General features: G+C 54.3%; 13 protein-coding genes. 9 read left to right on the top strand and 4 right to left on the bottom strand.

From position 1 onward, the window contains the following. Window positions 1-19: 19 nt before the first annotated feature. The gene (locus tag MIM_RS15670) at window positions 20-1,027 is read right to left on the bottom strand and encodes a helix-turn-helix domain-containing protein (protein WP_025373702.1); all 1,008 of its coding nucleotides are present in this window, start codon (window positions 1,025-1,027) and stop codon (window positions 20-22) included. 277 nt (window positions 1,028-1,304) lie between these two features. On the opposite strand from MIM_RS15670, the gene MIM_RS15665 reads away from it, so the two are divergent. The 7 genes from MIM_RS15665 to MIM_RS15635 all read left to right on the top strand — a co-directional run bounded on the left by MIM_RS15665 (window position 1,305) and on the right by MIM_RS15635 (window position 6,731). Beyond that, window positions 1,305-2,114 carry a methylamine utilization protein MauF gene (locus tag MIM_RS15665; RefSeq protein ID WP_281177995.1) on the top strand — a complete coding sequence of 270 codons (810 nt, stop codon included), beginning with the start codon at window positions 1,305-1,307 and terminating at the stop codon, window positions 2,112-2,114. 107 nt (window positions 2,115-2,221) lie between these two features. Further along, window positions 2,222-3,451 carry a methylamine dehydrogenase (amicyanin) large subunit gene (mauB, locus tag MIM_RS15660; protein WP_144084665.1) on the top strand — a complete coding sequence of 410 codons (1,230 nt, stop codon included), beginning with the start codon at window positions 2,222-2,224 and terminating at the stop codon, window positions 3,449-3,451. A 7-nt stretch (window positions 3,452-3,458) separates the two neighbouring features. Next, window positions 3,459-4,004 carry a MauE/DoxX family redox-associated membrane protein gene (locus MIM_RS15655; RefSeq protein ID WP_025373700.1) on the top strand — a complete coding sequence of 182 codons (546 nt, stop codon included), beginning with the start codon at window positions 3,459-3,461 and terminating at the stop codon, window positions 4,002-4,004. Window positions 4,005-4,027: 23 nt separating this feature from the next. Then, the gene (gene mauD, locus MIM_RS15650) at window positions 4,028-4,654 is read left to right on the top strand and encodes a methylamine dehydrogenase accessory protein MauD (RefSeq protein ID WP_025373699.1); all 627 of its coding nucleotides are present in this window, start codon (window positions 4,028-4,030) and stop codon (window positions 4,652-4,654) included. 48 nt (window positions 4,655-4,702) lie between these two features. After that, the gene (mauA, locus tag MIM_RS15645; protein WP_025373698.1) at window positions 4,703-5,263 is read left to right on the top strand and encodes a methylamine dehydrogenase (amicyanin) small subunit; all 561 of its coding nucleotides are present in this window, start codon (window positions 4,703-4,705) and stop codon (window positions 5,261-5,263) included. Between the two features lie 25 nt (window positions 5,264-5,288). Then, the gene (locus MIM_RS15640; protein WP_025373697.1) at window positions 5,289-6,356 is read left to right on the top strand and encodes a cytochrome c peroxidase; all 1,068 of its coding nucleotides are present in this window, start codon (window positions 5,289-5,291) and stop codon (window positions 6,354-6,356) included. Between the two features lie 3 nt (window positions 6,357-6,359). After that, the gene (locus MIM_RS15635; protein WP_025373696.1) at window positions 6,360-6,731 is read left to right on the top strand and encodes a cupredoxin domain-containing protein; all 372 of its coding nucleotides are present in this window, start codon (window positions 6,360-6,362) and stop codon (window positions 6,729-6,731) included. Between the two features lie 185 nt (window positions 6,732-6,916). Here the strand turns inward: MIM_RS15635 and thiC are convergent, their stop codons facing one another. Continuing rightward, on the bottom strand, window positions 6,917-8,830 hold the full coding sequence (gene thiC / locus MIM_RS15630) for a phosphomethylpyrimidine synthase ThiC (RefSeq protein ID WP_025373695.1): 1,914 nt from the start codon (window positions 8,828-8,830) through the stop codon (window positions 6,917-6,919). Between the two features lie 286 nt (window positions 8,831-9,116). Continuing rightward, a complete protein-coding gene (gene cysG / locus MIM_RS15625; protein WP_025373694.1) occupies window positions 9,117-10,532 on the bottom strand; it encodes a siroheme synthase CysG in 1,416 nt (471 codons plus the stop codon). Window positions 10,533-10,873: 341 nt separating this feature from the next. Here cysG and MIM_RS15620 point away from each other — a divergent pair, with 341 nt between their 5' ends. Both MIM_RS15620 and cysI read left to right on the top strand, forming a co-directional pair. Next, the gene (locus MIM_RS15620; RefSeq protein ID WP_025373693.1) at window positions 10,874-12,703 is read left to right on the top strand and encodes an assimilatory sulfite reductase (NADPH) flavoprotein subunit; all 1,830 of its coding nucleotides are present in this window, start codon (window positions 10,874-10,876) and stop codon (window positions 12,701-12,703) included. A 9-nt stretch (window positions 12,704-12,712) separates the two neighbouring features. After that, complete coding sequence (cysI, locus tag MIM_RS15615) at window positions 12,713-14,458, top strand: assimilatory sulfite reductase (NADPH) hemoprotein subunit (protein WP_025373692.1); 1,746 nt, start codon at window positions 12,713-12,715, stop codon at window positions 14,456-14,458. A 193-nt stretch (window positions 14,459-14,651) separates the two neighbouring features. Here the strand turns inward: cysI and MIM_RS15610 are convergent, their stop codons facing one another. After that, window positions 14,652-15,116: a helix-turn-helix domain-containing protein gene (locus MIM_RS15610; protein ID WP_144084664.1), complete on the bottom strand. Its 465-nt coding sequence runs from the start codon at window positions 15,114-15,116 to the stop codon at window positions 14,652-14,654. Between the last annotated feature and the right edge of the window lie 178 nt (window positions 15,117-15,294).

Below are 15,294 nucleotides of genomic sequence, written 5' to 3'. Positions count from 1 at the left end.
CTCCCGAAAAAGGCCTCATTCACGCGTGACGGCTGCGTGTTTCGGACGGCAGCTCGCCGAACAGGCCCTTGTAATAGCGAGAAAACAGGCTCATATGCCAGAATCCCCAATGAATGGCGATATCTGCAATGGAATTGCCTGATAGCTTGCATGTCTGAAGATCCGCGCGGACGCGGTTGAGTCTGATATTGCGAATGTAAGCGATGGGTGTAATGCCCAGCACCCGCATGAATGCGTGGTTCAGGGTGCGGCGACTGACATTGAGCTCACGGCACAGCTCGCCAATGCTTGGAGGGCAGAGCGGTGACGCCAGTGTGCGTTCGCGAACCCGGTTGACCAGATAACGGTGGATCCGGATATCGGTGGCGCGTTGTGTCAGAGGTTTGACCGACGCCAGCGCCTGTACGCATTCGGTCATGATCTCGTCTTCGAAGTGATTCCAGGCCGCGTGATTCGGTGTAATTCGCGCTATCGGGGGCAGATGCAAAAAGAAATCATTGAACATTCTGCGCATTGAATCTGCGCGCGCCTGGTCCAGTCGTTCTACCGGCCGTATCTTTCCGAATACGCATCGCAAATCAACGCCGAGGACCTGTTCGGCATAGTCATCCAGACGCTCTGTATTGATGACCGCCACCGAAATTTCCGATTGATGCGAAGTGCGGAAAATCAATTCGGCATTTTTATCCAGCGTAATGAGCGCGTTCTCCGCCAGTGCGACCGAGCCCCAGTGGGAATCGCCGGTCACCTTGCCGGCAATACCGATGACGTAGGCGTTGGCCGGCGCATTGGCCAGCTCATCCACCGAACAGGTCATGGACTCCCGAAACAGCTGGATACCGCGAGTCGCAATGCTGTCAACTTCACCTTGAAAACTGCCCGGTGACAATTGGGTATAGTCCTGTGACCAGAAAGGCAGCGCCTGCGCCTGCTGCAAGACATCGTTATTGCGCAGCCTTACTGCCGACATGGAATTAGCGGGGAGCACCTGTCTGCCGACAGAGCGTCCCTGATCCGGTGTAGCCATTGTCTCATCCTCCAGTCCCCTTATGGTCGTGTCGCGTCTTTTGCGCGGATGCTGACCGGTATTATTCAGCCTGAGCATAGGCCGTTTTCTATAGATGCAATAGTAAAAATCGGCAATCCATATGTCTCCCTGATATTGCCAGCCTGTGCATTTTTTTTCGACAAGGGTAAACCCGTAATCGACAGATGCCGATAAGTGCTATTGATTCATCCTGCGTAACGCTAATCTTCATCGCAAGCAATTTGAAATTATTACAAATGTGATGGAGGGACTACAGATGATAAACACAAACCAGGGTGCAACTGCGTCTTCAGGCTTGCATCCAGTCGAATCAACGGAGCGCGTGCTCGATTGCATTTCATTTGCACAATCACAATCGTGGCAAGCCCGATTGTTGCTGATTGTGCTGGCGCTGAGCGCTGGCGCAGTAATCGGTACCGGCCTGGATCTTCAGGCGTCGGGTTCACCGGCTCAGGCACTCACGCTGATCTTGTGGCCACTGGCTTTTTGCGGCGGACTGCTTTCCACCTGGTCGCCTTGCGGCTATTCGAGCCTGAGTTTGCTGCGCCCTCAGGGAAGCTATAGCGCGCGCAGTGTGCTGGCCTGGCTGCCAACCATCCTGATGCATGCGCTCGGTTATCTTGCCGGGGCGCTGTTGCTGGGGGCACTGCTGGGCGGTGTGGGTGCGCTCTTATCAGCCGGCAGTCTGCTGGTGCCTGGAGCGATTGCGCTCGCCCTGTTGGCGTTCTGCTACGGTGCGCATCAATTCGATTTCCTGCGCATGCCCTATCCGCAGCGCCGGGCGCAGGTGCCCCATGATGCGCGTTTTCGCTTTCGCTCCTGGGTTATCGGGCTGCTATATGGCTTTGCATTGGGCACCAATTATTCCACGTATGTACAGACGCCGATTCTTTACATCGTCACGCTGGCGGCGGCGCTCAGCGGTGATATTGCATTTGCTATTGCAACGGTGTGCGTATTTAATGCCGGTCGCTTTTTTACCCATGTTGGTCAATCTATTGCCGGTAAGCGATCGTCGTGTACAGGGTTTTTTGGCCACATATCAGGAAAGGGCGGTAACCGCTGATGGTTTTCTGTTGATCACGGCAGGAGCTGCGGCGCTGATCGTGTGTTTGGTGTAAGGGGGCAGGCGCACATGCGACCTGCATATAACAGATACAGCTGGAGAGACAAATGAAGACAGATGAAATGGTGGTAAAAACAGGCAGGGATAACCTGCAGAATCAGGTGAGGCTGGCGCTGATAACGGCGTTCACTTCACTGGCGCTGGCGGGAGCCGCGACGGCGGCAGAGCCCAAGATACCCACCCAGTTGGGCAAAGAGGCTGTTTCAACCTTACAGGAAGAACCCAAAATCCTGTCTGCGCCGCCCAGCAATGCCAAGCGGGTGTACGTGACCGATCCGGGTCATTTCAACGTGACCTCGCAAGTGTTTTCCATTGATGGCGAAAACAACAAGCTTTTAGCCATGACCGATGCGGGCAAGTTGCCGCACGTGATGGCCTCGCATGACGGCAAATTTTTCGCGGTGGCCAACACGCTTTTCGCAAGAATAGCCCGGGGACAGCGCAATGATTACATTGATCTGGTAGATGCGCAGACGCATGATCTGATTGCCGAGATTGATATTCCGGAAGGCCGCTTTCTGAGTGCCACGCTTGAGCGCATGGCGACGCTATCCAATGATGACAAATTTCTGCTGTTCCAGCAATTTTCCCCATCGCCCGCGGTAGGCATTGTGGATGTGGCCAATAAATCGTTCGTCAAAATGGTTGATGTGCCTGACTGCTACCACTTGTTCCCTGCAGCGAACAATACGTTCTATATGCATTGTCGCGATGGATCGTTGCTGAAAGTAGGGTACGACGGCAAAGGCGAAATCAAGCAGGAAAACACCAAGGTGTTTCATCCTGAGGACGACTATTTGCTGAATAACCCGTCGTATTCGGCCAAGGCGGGGCGGCTGGTCTGGCCCAGCTATGAAGGCAATATCTATCAGGCCAATCTGAATGCAGATGGCGCGACGTTTGCCAAGGTATTCAATGCCTTTACCGAAGAGGAGCGCAAGCAAAAGTGGCGCCCGGGAGGCTGGATGACCGTGACGTATCACCGTCCCAGCGACACGATTTATCTGCTGGCCGACCAGAGGGAAAAATGGACGCATAAGCTGCCCAGCCGTTTTGTCTTCGCTTTTGAAGCCGCAACCGGCAAACGGATCAGCAAAATCGAGCTTGGACACGAAGTCGATTCTATCGGGATAAGCCAGGACGACAAACCCGTGCTCTATGCCCTCTCGGCCATAGACAGGGCGTTGTATCTCTTTGATCCGGCCACCGGTAAACAGACCGGCAAAGTAGATGAGCTGGGCAAAGCGCCTGTCATGCTCACTGTTCCGGAATTGTGAGGACAAGATGAACCTGATATCCAATCCCTTATTGTTCATGCTGGCGAAATTTTTCCTGGCTTTGGTGCTGATTGCTGCGGCACTACCGAAGCTGCGCGACAAGGATGAGTTTCATGGCGTAGTGGCGAATTATCGCGTATTGCCTCAGGTGCTGGCCTATCCGTTTGCACGCATGCTGCCTTATCTGGAGTTGTTTCTGGCGGCGCTGCTGCTGATCAATGTCGTCACCGCATATGCCGGGGTGCTGGTTGCATTGCTGCTGGCGTCGTTTGCCATTGCAATTGGCATTAACCTTGCGCGTGGCAGAACGCATATCGATTGCGGCTGCCTGCGCGGCGCAGCGCGCGGCAATGGCATTGGCCTGTATCAGCTTGCCAGACCCGTTGTGCTTGCTGTACTGGCGCTGTATGTGGCACAGGCCGCTAATGCCGGTGTAACCGCCACGCTTGGCGAAACAGTGCTTGCCCTGGCTGCAGCAGCGATGACAGCCATTCTTTATACCGGTGCAGATATGCTTTCATCTCTGTCACCTGCCAGTTCTAATAATTCTTAATCCTCACGGGAAATGGAGACGTCATGAATACAACTTTACTTATCGCTTCCAATGTAATGCTCTGGCTCGGATTCATCGGCCTGGCGGTACTGTCCATGGGCCTGATTCGTCAGATCGGCCTGTTACATGAACGGTCAGCCCCCCTGGGCGCCATGATGCTGGACCATGGTCCTGATATCGGCGAACAGTCGCCGGTATTCAAGGTAGATGACTTCTATGGCGTGCCGCTGACGGTCGGGCAGGCATTAACCCAGGGACGCCCCAGCCTGTTGATGTTCACCGGACCGACCTGCCCGATATGTGCCAAGCTGTTTCCGATTGTGCGCTCGGTGGCGCAGCGCGAAGGGGCCGATATCGTGCTGGTCAGCGACGGTAATGCGGCGGATCACCGCAAGTTTCTGGCCGAGCACGATATGGGCGATGTGCGGTATGTGGTTTCAGCCGAGATCGGCATGAAATTCCAGGTCGCGAAAATTCCTTATGGCGTACTTCTGGACGAACAGGGAATGATTCTGGCCAAGGGACTGTGCAATACCCGTGAGCATGTTGAAAGCCTGTTTGAGACGGTGCGTCTGGGACATCATTCCTTGCAGAAATATATGCGTGAAAAAATGGTTCAGCCGGCCGATATGGCGGCCCAGCTGCATTGAATCCCAACTTAAACCGGATAAACGTTTGTATAGAGCGAGGAGATTGTCATGAAAAAAATTAACAAATTTGATAACGGAATGGAGAAGCTGAGTCGCGTAGCGGCCAGCAAAATCGGCCGACGCAGCTTTCTGGGTAAGCTCGGTGCACAGTTGGCAGGGGCAGCGTTACTGCCGCTGCTGCCGGTAGATCGGCGCGGGCGGCTGAACAACGCACATGCTGAAACCACCGGCTCGCTGGCCCGTGAAGGCTGGAAACCGCAGGACACCAACTCCCAGGCATGTGATTATTGGCGTCACTGCTCGATTGACGGCAACCTGTGCGACTGCTGCGGTGGTTCGCTCACCAACTGCCCTCCTGGTTCAAAGCTGTCTCCCAGTTCCTGGGTTGCCAGTTGTCATAATCCGGGCGATGGTCAGAGCTACCTGATTGCCTATCGGGATTGCTGCGGGAAACAAACTTGCGGACGCTGCAATTGCGTGAATACTCAGGGCGAACTGCCTATTTACCGGCCAGAGTTCAGCAATGACGTAGTGTGGTGCTTCGGCGCTGAAGACGATTCAATGACCTACCATTGCACCATCTCGCCGATTGTGGGTAAGGCAAGTTAGTCATTGCAGTGACAGGTATACGATTGTGATTAAAGGCGAGAAACCAAGCGGGCACAAGTGGCCGGGTCTGATTCTGCTGGCAGCATTGCTTGCCGGGGTGCAGGGGTCCGAACTGCGAAACGCTCACAGCGCCCCGCAAGCGGATGCCGAAGCGCTGCGGTCGCTCAAACAGAAATACGAGCGACCGCAAGCGGTGCCTTATCCGGCAACCAATCCATACTCGCAGGCGAAAGAGGAACTGGGACGCAAGCTGTTTTTTGACACGCGGCTCTCGCGTGCCAGCCGGTCTTGCGCCACCTGCCATGATCCAGGCAAACGCTGGAGTGACGGCCTGGTTCAGCCAGTGGGTTCAGAGCAACAGGAATTTGCCCGTAAAACGCCGACGCTGCTCAATAGCGCCTGGCTGTCTGCACTCATGTGGGACGGACGCGCCGATACGCTGGAGCAGCAAGCCGTGATGCCCATTACGGCCGAGCATGAAATGAATATGCCGGTCGAGCTGCTGGTGGAACGCATCAATGCGCTGGCGGATTACCGTCAACCGGTACAAGAGGCTTACGGTACGGTTTCCCAAATTACCGTTGTGCATATTCAGCAGGCACTGGCCACGTTCGAGCGTACGCTGGTATCGCCGCGTACCGACCTGGATCGCTGGATAGCGGGAGACCAGCAGGCGTTGAGTGCTCAGGAGCAGCGCGGCTTTGCGATTTACAACGGCGAGGCTCGCTGCAGTGCGTGCCATAGCACCTGGCGCCTGACGGACGATGGCTTTCACGATATCGGGTTGGCCAGCGCCGATCGTGGCCGCGGCCAGTTCACACCACCCCAGGTAGTCGGGATGCAATATGCGTTCAAGACCCCGACCTTGCGGGAGCTGAACGACCAGGGACCCTATATGCACGATGGCTCTATTGATTCGCTGGAGGCCGTGATTACGCACTATGAGGAGGGCGGCATTGACAGGCCCAGTCGTTCCCCGGAGATGAAACCCTTTACGCTGACCGAACAGGAGCGGGCCGATTTACTGGCATTTTTGCGCGCCATTGGCCGCAACCCTGATTCGCAGGCAATAGACGGTATGAAGGAGAATTGAGTCATGCACAGTTATCGTCGGCGCAGATTGACAGGATGGCTGGCGTTCCTGCCCATTGCGGTCGCCGCGCCGGCCTTGCTGGTGTCGCGCGCTGTACGGGCTGCCCCAGCAGAGCATGTCCTGACATTGAACCACCACGAGTTGAGTAAACCGGATTTCAAGGCAAAGGTGGGCGATCGAATACGCATCGTCAATGGTGCAGACATTGCGCACAGCATTTACGTGACCTACGAAGACGGGCGGATCGTGTCGCTGGATACCCAGTTACCAGGCACCGAAAAGTCATTTGTCATTGAGACCGCCGGCACTGTGCTGTTGCGATGCTGGATTCATCCGGTGATACGGCAGGAGCTGGAAGTGACGGTTGCAGAATAACGACTGACTGCAGCAGAATAACGACACAGTTGCTTTTTTAAAGCGGGATAAACACTTGATCCAGATAAAAAGAAAAATGCTACCCAACTTTGCAAAGAAAAATTGGGTAGCATACGCTGATCGCTATTTGTGGTCAGGTTCAGTGATCAGGTTTAGTGATCAGGTTTAGTGATCAGGTTTAGTGATCAGGTTTTGTGATACAGCTCGGCACCTTTTTTCATGAACTCGATGGATTTTTCCTGCATGCCCTGATGCAATGCCTTGTCTGCGGACACACCCTGTTTCTGGGCGTATTCACGGACATCCTGGGTAATTTTCATGCTGCAGAAATGCGGTCCGCACATAGAACAGAAGTGCGCCACTTTCATTGAATCCTTGGGCAGCGTTTCGTCGTGGAACTCCTTGGCGGTATCCGGATCCAGGCCCAGGTTGAACTGGTCATCCCAGCGGAACTCAAAGCGGGCTTTGGACAGTGCATTGTCGCGGATGGCCGAGCCCGGGTGGCCCTTGGCCAGATCGGCGGCGTGTGCGGCGATTTTATAGGTGATGATGCCGTCCTTCACATCTTTCTTGTTGGGCAGCCCCAGATGTTCTTTCGGAGTGACATAGCACAACATGGCGGTGCCGTACCAACCGATAAGCGCAGCGCCAATGCCAGATGTAATATGGTCGTAGCCAGGCGCAATGTCGGTTGTCAACGGACCCAGGGTGTAGAAAGGCGCTTCGTCGCAGTGCTCCAGCTGCAGATCCATATTTTCCTTGATCAAATGCATGGGCACATGACCCGGCCCTTCGATCATGACCTGCACATCATGTTTCCATGCCACTTTAGTGAGTTCTCCCAACGTTTTGAGTTCGGCAAACTGGGCCTCGTCATTGGCATCGTAACCAGAGCCGGGACGCAAGCCATCGCCCAGTGAGAAGCTGACATCGTAGGCTTTCATGATGTCGCAAATATCTTCGAAGTGGGTATACAGGAAGCTTTCTTCGTGGTGGGCAAGACACCATTTGGCCATGATGGAGCCGCCGCGTGACACGATGCCGGTCATGCGGTCTGCGGTCATGGGAATGAAGGGTAGGCGCACGCCCGCATGAATGGTGAAATAGTCCACGCCCTGTTCGGCCTGTTCAATCAGCGTGTCGCGGAAAATTTCCCAGGTGAGTTCTTCGGCTTTGCCATCCACTTTTTCCAGCGCCTGATAAATAGGCACGGTGCCGATAGGAACCGGTGAGTTGCGGATGATCCATTCGCGCGTTTCATGAATATGCTTGCCGGTGGACAAATCCATAACCGTATCGCCACCCCAGCGGATGGCCCAGGTCATTTTTTCAACTTCCTCGTTAATGCTGGAGCCCAGGGCCGAGTTGCCGATGTTGGCATTGATCTTGACCAGGAAGTTGCGGCCAATGGCCATCGGTTCAATTTCCGGGTGATTGATATTGGCAGGAATGATGGCACGTCCGCGGGCGATTTCGTCGCGCACAAATTCAGGGGTGATTTTTTTCGGAATGGAAGCGCCAAAAGACTGTCCGGGGTGCTGGCGCAGAATGCGTGCGGCCAGCTTGGCACCATCCGGCCCGCTTTGGCGGACGCTTTCGATGTATTGTTCAATCCGCATGTTTTCGCGGATGGCCACAAATTCCATTTCAGGCGTGATAATGCCTTTGCGCGCGTAGTGCATTTGGCTTACGTTACGACCGGACAGCGCACGCCGGGGCGGGCGCTGCAGCTCGAAGCGCATGGCGGTGAGCGCCGGATCGGCAAGGCGTTCCTGCCCATACACGCTGCTGGGGCCGGCCAGCACTTCGGTATCCTGTCGTTCATCTATCCAGGCGCGGCGCAGCTCGGGCAGGCCCTTACGGATATCAATCTGCACCGTTGGATCCGTATACGGGCCGCTGGCGTCGTACACGGTCAGGGGCGGATTGGACTCGCCACCAAAAAGCGTGGGCGTGTCATCCTGACTGATTTCCCGAAAGGGCACGCGAATGTCCGGGCGGGAACCCTGTTCATAAATCTTGCGTGATTGTGGAAGTGCCTGAATGGCGGCGGAATCAACCTGTGCCGTGGCGGCCAGGAATTTTGGGTTTGCACTCATGTTTGCTCCAAAACAATAGAAATTGGAGCCGAATACGGGACAGCCTTCGTGTAAACGAATGATCTCCCAGCATCGGCATTATCCGTACTGGTACAAAGGGACTCTCTCAACCACGCCGACGGCGCAGTACCCCTGCTTGAACTGGGAAGTATAGGAGCTTATGCGGATCCAGACAAGTGATTCCGATGGATCCAGCAACGACGTTATATATTGATTGTTCTGGTCGCGCAGGCAGCGACAGGCTACCATCGCTGCTTTCTTGATTATTTGCTGTAACGCACCAAAATCATATTGTGTTAGCAATGGCTGTGTTCATACCGCTATCCATATTTTCTACGTTAGAAAGCAGCGATTCATGCTGTACTGTAGCGACTTCGCCAATGATGAACAGTGCCGGAGCCGCGGCCTGGTTGGCCAGCGCATCCAGATCCGCCAGTGTGCCTGCATGGACTTTTTGTGTTGGGCGTGTGGCATGGCTGACCACGGCAACGGGGGTCGCAGCGTCGCGACCGCGCTGTGTGAGCTCACGGGTAATTCTTGCGGCATTGACGGTACCCATATAGACCACGATGGTCTGGCGCGGTCTTGCCAGAGTGTCCCAGTCAATGGCATTTTCATCACGACAGGTATGGCCGGTAACAAACAGCACCGACTGTGAATGGTCGCGGTGGGTCAGCGGGATGCCTGCATAGGCAGAGGCACCCAGTGCGGCAGTGATGCCCGGTATGACCCTGCAGGGGATTCCGTGAGCGGTGATCGCTTGCATTTCCTCTCCGCCCCGTCCAAAAATAAACGGATCGCCTCCTTTGAGACGTACCACGCGCTGGCCTTTTTTTGCATGGCTGATCAGCAATTCATTGATCTGTTCCTGTGGCACCGAATGGTGACCGCCGCGCTTGCCTACCGGCACCCGCTCTGCATCGCGGCGGATCAGCGTCATAATTTCATCTGAAATAAGCGCGTCATGAAAGACGATATCGGCCTGCTGAATGGCCTGCAAGGCGTTCAAAGTAAGTAACCCGGGGTCGCCGGGGCCGGCGCCTACCAGCGTGACTTCACCATGCTGTGGTACGCCGCCTGCCAGTTGCGCCTGCAGCAAAGCCTCGGCACCCGCTGTGTCGCCTGACTGCGCAGCACTGGCAAAGCGACTGCTGAACAGCGTTTCCCAGAAGCGCCGCCTCTCGGTAAGCGAGTCAAGCTGTTGTTTGACCTTGCCCCGCCAGCGGCCGGCAATCCGGGCCATATTACCGAACTGCTGGGGAATCAGGGTTTCCAGTTGCTGGCGTAGCTGCCGGATAAGCACCGGTGCGGTGCCATTACTGCTAATGGCAATCTGCACCGGCGATCGGTCGATTACCGAGGGAACAATATACGAACACAGTTGTGGATTATCCACAACATTCACCAGCTTTCTGGCCGCTTCTGCCGCATCCGATACGGTCTGGTTGACTGCTGCGTCGTCGGTGGCGGCTACGACCAGGAACACTTCATCGAGCCAGCGTGAGTCAAACTGCTGGCCGCGCAGTAACACTTTGCCCTGTTCTGTCCATAATTTCAGTTGCGGTGTCAGCTCAGGAGCCGCCAGGTGAACGCGCGCGCCGGCCTCCAGCAGGGCATGCGCCTTGCGTTCGGCTACCGTGCCACCGCCAATGACCAGCACGGGGCGCTCTGCGAGATCGGCAAATAAGGGGAAGGTCTGCATAGTACTACGAGTTAAATGTGAAAAAAGGCGGTTATATCGTTATTACAGATGTAATCGTAGTGTTTTTACAAATAATGGAAAAATATATATCTGCTTGTAGCTTAGACTTTTCAGTAATAAGAAGATATCACATACGTGGCAGCCTTATATAGATAGAGGTAATGTAAAAATGACATATCTGTCGTTCCTGCGTTGCGCAATCGTTGCTAGGATGAAACCCGTATAAAAAGTAAATCGTCCACAAAATTAGTAAACAATGAGTGACAAGCCGCCCGGGGCGAGGGTCTGACGACCGTTCTACTACTGGGTGAGTATTGTCCGTGCGCAGGGAAATCAGGCAAATGAGTTATCCACCACTATCGGGGTTACCGATAAATTCGGATACGCTATCCGAATTACAGAAAAACCTTTCGGGGTTGAATCCGTTACAGACCGCATGGCTGTCCGGCTATCTATGGGCGCGCAGCCAGCAGATGGATGCATCTGGCGCGGTCCCCGCTGGCGTTGCTGCAGCGCAGGCTACGCAGGAGCAGGCCAGTCCTGTATTGGTATTGTCAGCCTCGCAGACCGGTAATGCGCGCCGTGTGGCACAGTCGCTGCAGGATAAACTGAAGGCGGCTGGCGTTGCATCAGTACTGAAAAGTGCGGGCGATTACAAGAGTCGTCAGCTTGCTGCCGAGCGTCTTGTTCTGATTGTCGCTTCGACCCAGGGCGATGGCGAGCCGCCTGAAGAAGCGCTGTCGTTGCATAAGGCCCTGTTCGGCAAGAAACCGCCAGAGGTCAAATCCCTGCAGTATGCCGTGCTGGGGCTGGGTGACAGCTCGTATCCTGATTTTTGTCAGGCAGGCAAAGACTTCGATTCGCGTCTGGAGCAGCTGGGCGCACAGCGACTGTTTGACCGTGTGGACTGTGATCTGGATTACCAGGCCACGGCAGACGAATGGGTTGAGAAAACGGTCGCCTGGCTGGTAGAGCACGAAAGCCGCAATATGGCGGCAAATGCGGCGTCTGCCAGCGTCAGTGCCCTGGTCAACGAGCCACAAGTGCACGCACAGATCTATACGCGTGAGAAACCCTATACCGCCACCATTCTGACCAACCAGAAAATCACCAGCCGCAATTCGCTCAAAGATGTGCGGCATCTGGAATTTGACCTGGGTGACTCTGGTATCCGTTATCAGCCAGGCGACGCATTGGGTGTCTGGTTTCGCAATGACCCGGCGCTGGTCGATTCGATTCTGGCTTCAACCGGCGTGGATGGCGCGGAAGATGTAACGCTGACCGACGGTAAGACTCTGGGCATTCGCTATGCCTTGATCCATCATCTGGAAATTACCCAGAATACGCCGGCCTTTGTAAAGGGATATGCGCAGATTACCCAGGATCAGGCACTTCTTGATCTGGCGGCCGACAGCAAGGCTCTGCAGGACTATATCGCCGAAACACCTATCGACGTGGTGCTCAGACGGGTATCGCAAACGCTGACTGCCCAGCAGTTGTGCGATTTGCTGCGGCCGTTGACACCGCGTATGTATTCCATTGCTTCGGCACAGGAAGAGGTGGGTGACGAAGTACACATCACCGTGGCATTGGTGGAGTATGAACAGGATGCGGTCCAGTATCAGGGCGGCGCGTCCGGCTATCTGAATCGTCGTCTGGAAGCGGGTGACGAAGTGGCGATTTTCATTGAGCCATCCGCACATTTCCGTTTGCCGCAGGATCCACAAACGCCGATTATCATGATCGGCGCGGGCACTGGTATTGCGCCGTTCCGCGCGTTTTTGCAGAAGCGTGATGCCGAGGACCAGGAAGGCGGGAACTGGCTTATTTTCGGTAACCAGTCTTTCAAAGATGATTTTCTCTACCAGCTTGAATGGCAGCAACTGGCCAAGTCGGAGCGCTTATCGCACTACAGTTTTGCCTGGTCACGGGATCAGCAGGAAAAAATTTACGTCCAGCATAAATTGCTGCAGGAAGGCAAACAGCTATGGCAGTGGCTGCAGAAGGGAGCCCATCTGTATGTGTGTGGCGATGCCAGCCGTATGGCCAAAGACGTGGAAGCGGCCTTGCTTGAGGTGATCTCCAGCGAAGGCGGGCTCAGTGTTGATGATGCCGATGCCTATCTTGACGAGCTGCGTGAGTCGCACCGCTATCAGCGTGACGTATATTGAGGAAAAATCATGAGTGAAATTAAAGCACCGGCAGGTCAACTGTCGGATAACGAACGCCAGAAAGGCAATAGCAAATATCTGCGCGGCACCATTGCGGAAGATCTGAAAGATCCGCTGACCGGTGGCTTCCGTGGTGATAACTTCAATCTGATTCGCTTCCACGGTATGTACGAGCAGGACGATCGTGATATTCGGGCTGAACGTGTCGAGCAGAAACTGGAGCCGCTGAAAAATGTGATGTTGCGCTGCCGGATGCCTGGCGGTGTGATTACACCGGCTCAGTGGCTGGGGATTGATGAGTTTGCCGCCAGTCATACCATGTACGGCAGCATTCGTATTACCAACCGTCAGACCTTCCAGTATCACGGCGTGTTAAAGCAGAATATTCGTCCGGTACACCAATGGCTGCATCAACTGGGCCTGGATTCGATTGCAACGGCAGGCGACGTTAATCGTAACGTGTTGTGTACGTCTAATCCGGTAGAGTCTAAGTTGCATGTGCAAGCCTGGGAATGGGCCAAGAAAATCTCCGAACACCTGCTGCCTAAAACACAGGCTTATGCCGAGATCTGGCTGGACGGCGAGAAAGTGCAAAGCACTGATACCGACACCCTGGAGCCGATCCTGGGTAAAAGTTATTTGCCGCGCAAATTCAAAACCACCGTGATCATCCCGCCGCAGAATGATGTTGACCTGCATGCCAACGATCTGAATTTTGTTGCGATCGAACAGGACGGCAATCTGATTGGCTTCAATGTCCTGATCGGTGGTGGCTTATCCATGGAACATGGCAATACCGCGACCTTTCCCACGACAGCTTATGAATTCGGTTTCATTCCTTTGGAAAAAACGCTGGATACGGCGGCAGCCGTCGTGACTGCGCAACGGGATCTGGGTGATCGCACCAACCGGAAAGCGGCCAAAACTCGCTACACCCTTTTGCGTGTTGGCCTGGACGCATTCAAAGCGGAAGTGGAAAAACGCATGGGCTTTGCTTTCGAACCCATTCGCCCTTACGAATTTACCGATAGAGGCGACCGAATTGGCTGGGTGCATGGCATTGATAAAAAATGGCACCTGACGCTGTTCATTGAGAACGGGCGGGTGCTGGACTATCCAGGCCGACTGCTGAAAACGGGTCTGCGTGAAATTGCGCGCATTCACAAAGGTGATTTTCGTCTGACCGCGAACCAGAACCTGATCGTGGCTAATGTAAAGGCATCTGATAAAAAGGCCATAGAAAAGCTGGCGCGCGACCATGGGTTGATCAACGACAGCGTGACGGTTCAGCGGGAAAACTCAATGGCTTGCGTGGCATTGCCCACCTGTCCGCTGGCGATGGCTGAGGCCGAGCGTTTCCTGCCGTCCTTTGTTGATAAGCTGGATGCCATCATGGCTCGTCACGGCTTGCAGGACGACTTTATTGTGGCGCGCGTAACCGGTTGCCCGAATGGTTGTGGGCGGGCCATGCTGGCCGAGGTAGGGCTGGTGGGTAAAGCAGTAGGACGCTATAACCTGCATCTGGGTGGCAATCGCATTGGTACCCGCATTCCAAGGCTGTACAAGGAGAACATCACGCCAGAACAGATTCTGGAGATTCTGGATGAGCAGATTGGTCATTGGGCTGCCGGGCGCCAGGAGCAGGAAGGGTTTGGCGACTTCCTGATTCGCACCGGTTTTATCAAGCCCGTGGTGAATCCGTCTGTCGATTTCCATGATGCCAGCAAGGTGCCTGACGCGGCCGTTGTGGTTTAACAGGTGTGATGGCTATCGGCCTGGGCGGTGACCACACGCATTCATGATGTTGGATGCGCCTGGTATTTACCGGATCAGGTCGGCAAGCTGGTGGCAATGCAGGCCGACAAAAAGAGTAAAAGCCGTGTGCATATTAATATTTAATAGCACACTGCTTTTTCGTTGCAGTATTGCGGAGCATCAGCAACGCTGATCAGACATTTTTCAGGTATGACTTGATCTGCGCTGTGAGTTCTTTACGCTGTTTGCCGTTAAGAGCAATAAGTGCTGCCGTTTCCTTCTGTGTGAGCGGTTTGAACAGCGCTTCCCGGGCAGCAACTTCCGGGGGAACAAAGGTTTTTTCCGGAAGAATAGGCAATGTGCCGTTGATCAGCCAGTCGGAATTGACGCCAAAGAATACCGCCAGGCGGCTGACAATTTGGGCAGATGGGCTCACTTTACGATTACCCATCTCATAATTGGCGATGGTACTTTGAGACACACCGAGTTCCAGCGCCAGTTCGTTTTGATTCATGCCGTGATAAATTTTGCGAAGATAATGCAGTCGCTCGGCGAAGGTGCCGAGTTTTGCTGCCGCGCGCAAGTCTGGCAAAGATTCATGATGTTTTCGAGTAGCCATAGAAGATAGACCAAAAATGTTACAAGTGGTAAATAACAATTGTCAATCATAGCCGGGTTTCCGCGCTTTGCTTTAACAATTATCAGTTTTTAACGCTTTTTTATTAAAAATTTTCTTTTCTTTATATTTCAAGCGGCTAACGGGGGCCGCATTTATAGCGTTTCTCGCCAGAAATAGATCAGTTTTTTCGTATCTAATATGCGATATGGTGTTCATA

The sequence above is a fragment of the Advenella mimigardefordensis DPN7 genome (assembly GCF_000521505.1).
Classification (GTDB): domain Bacteria; phylum Pseudomonadota; class Gammaproteobacteria; order Burkholderiales; family Burkholderiaceae_B; genus Advenella; species Advenella mimigardefordensis.
This window is presented reverse-complemented; position numbering and strand designations above follow the sequence as displayed.

Coding starts and splice junctions, on each gene's coding strand:
- MIM_RS15670 (WP_025373702.1), bottom strand. CDS start 1,027: ATGGCTACACCGGATCAGGGACGCTCTGTCGGCAGACAGGTGCTCCCC.
- MIM_RS15665 (WP_281177995.1), top strand. CDS start 1,305: ATGATAAACACAAACCAGGGTGCAACTGCGTCTTCAGGCTTGCATCCA.
- mauB (WP_144084665.1), top strand. CDS start 2,222: ATGAAGACAGATGAAATGGTGGTAAAAACAGGCAGGGATAACCTGCAG.
- MIM_RS15655 (WP_025373700.1), top strand. CDS start 3,459: ATGAACCTGATATCCAATCCCTTATTGTTCATGCTGGCGAAATTTTTC.
- mauD (WP_025373699.1), top strand. CDS start 4,028: ATGAATACAACTTTACTTATCGCTTCCAATGTAATGCTCTGGCTCGGA.
- mauA (WP_025373698.1), top strand. CDS start 4,703: ATGAAAAAAATTAACAAATTTGATAACGGAATGGAGAAGCTGAGTCGC.
- MIM_RS15635 (WP_025373696.1), top strand. CDS start 6,360: ATGCACAGTTATCGTCGGCGCAGATTGACAGGATGGCTGGCGTTCCTG.
- thiC (WP_025373695.1), bottom strand. CDS start 8,830: ATGAGTGCAAACCCAAAATTCCTGGCCGCCACGGCACAGGTTGATTCC.
- cysG (WP_025373694.1), bottom strand. CDS start 10,532: ATGCAGACCTTCCCCTTATTTGCCGATCTCGCAGAGCGCCCCGTGCTG.
- MIM_RS15620 (WP_025373693.1), top strand. CDS start 10,874: ATGAGTTATCCACCACTATCGGGGTTACCGATAAATTCGGATACGCTA.
- cysI (WP_025373692.1), top strand. CDS start 12,713: ATGAGTGAAATTAAAGCACCGGCAGGTCAACTGTCGGATAACGAACGC.